Source organism: Bacillus sp. P4_D3, assembly GCF_056401855.1.
Genome location: NZ_JBFUIN010000555.1, coordinates 1 through 2046 on the forward strand (window position 1 = coordinate 1; position 2046 = coordinate 2046).

A 2046-nucleotide genomic window follows, 5' to 3' on the forward strand; every position below is an offset into this window, starting at 1 on the left:
TTATTACTTTCTCCAGAGCTAAGGAGCATTTCTTCCCCATTAATTGTTGCACAAGGGATAACCGGCTTAATTAAAGGGAATTATCAAAAAGGGTACTATTAAACAGAACAAGCCCAAGAAATAGATAAGGAGTGAACAAGCGATGGACAACATGATTAATACGGGCAACTTTGGTTTACAAAGGGGACCTGCTCAAAAAACGGTTGGCCAGTATTTGTTCGATTGCCTGAAACTGGAGGGCATTACCGAAATTTTTGGTGTCGCAGGGGACTATAATTTTACACTTCTTGATACTTTGGAGTGTTATAACGGCATCCGTTTTATAGAAGGACGAAACGAACTAAACTCGGGCTACGCTGCAGATGGTTATGCAAGAATCAAAGGAATATCGGCTCTTATTACGACCTTCGGGGTCGGGGAGCTCAGCGCCTGCAATGCGATAGCGGGAGCTAACAGCGAGCATGTACCAATAATACACATTGTGGGCGCGCCTCCTGAGAAGGATCAAAAAGAGCATAAACTGATGCATCACACCTTAATGGATGGAAATTTTGACGTCTTTCGCAAGGTGTATGAGCAGATTACGGCATATACCGCGGTGCTTACGCCGGAAAATGCCAAGATTGAAATTCAGACTGCGATTCGCATTGCTAAGGAAAAGAAAAAGCCGGTATACCTGGTTGTGGCTAATGATTTAGTGACCAAGCCGATTAAAGTCTGGACAGAGCCAGTACCACCACGTTCAACATCCAACCCGAATACCCTTCAGGCTGCAGTGAATCATGTCCGTACGCTTTTGGAACGTGCCCACCGACCGGTTATCTTGGTGGGTGTGAAAACGATGCGTTTCGGCCTTCAGACAGCAACTCGGCAGCTAGCCGATGCAATGAATGTGCCTGTTGTAACGATGATGTACGGGAAGGGGGGATTCGACGAGACCCATCCAAATTATATCGGAATGTATCTAGGCTCTTTCGGAGGTTCTGAAGTCCAAAGTACGGTGGAGAATGCAGATTGTATCATTGCAATCGGCATGGTATTGGCGGACACCAACACGGCGAAATTTACCGCAAAACTGAACCCGCTAATAACTGTCAATATTCAACCAGACATGGTTAAAATCGCTGAGGCGGAATATCCGAATGTTCTTGCAGCCGACATGCTACTTGCCGTGCAGAAGGTGGGTTATAAGGGAAAAGGTTTGACAGAAAAAAATTCATTCCCTTACGATCAATTAACAACTAATGTCGACGGATCTCTATTGGCGGAACGCTATTATCCGCGTTTTCAGTGCATGCTGAAAGAGGACGATATTGTGATCGCCGAGACCGGGACATTTTATAATGGAATGGCGGAGGTGAGATTGCCGGGCAATGTAACGTATATCGGCCAAGGTRGATGGCAGTCTATCGGTTACGCAATCCCCTCGGCGTTCGGTGCTATTATGGCCGCGCCGGAACGCCGAGTATTGGTGTTTACAGGTGACGGCGCCCTGCAGCTAACAGCACAGGAAATCAGTTCTATGCTCTATTACGGTTGCAAGCCCATAATCTTTATATTGAACAACGATGGTTATACAATTGAGAAATATTTAAATGTCAAAACAGAGGATCAAAAGTACAACCAAATCCCTCGATGGTCTTACACCAAGCTGGCCGAAGCTTTTGGAGGTAACGCGTTTACCGTTACGGTCCGGACCTATGGAGAGCTTGATCAGGCTATAATCCATGCTGAAAAGGAAAGCGCCGAAAGACTCTGTATAATTGAAATGATCGCAGGGAATCCGATGGACGCACCTGAATATATGCGACGGATGCGTAGTTATATGGAGAAGCAGGAAATGCAGCGCAGTCAGAAATAATATCCAATTCCCTAGTCCCTCCTAGTCCCTAATTGGATACTAATTGAACCGTTCTAATCATATTCTTTTAATAAAATGCAATTAAAGGGGTGTAAAGTAAGTTGACAAAAGTTAAGGTTAGTTTACGACCCATTGCAAGTAAGTTCAATTTACCTACTGTTTTGAAAACAACTATACTACCAGGT

1 protein-coding gene is annotated in these 2046 nt (G+C 44.8%); it reads left to right on the forward strand.

The window, feature by feature from the left end:
- Positions 1–142 precede the first annotated feature (142 nt).
- Positions 143–1861, forward strand: a complete 1719-nt coding sequence (locus tag AC1DTM_RS23995; RefSeq protein WP_477001058.1) for an alpha-keto acid decarboxylase family protein — start codon at positions 143–145, stop codon at positions 1859–1861.
- Positions 1862–2046 lie beyond the last annotated feature (185 nt).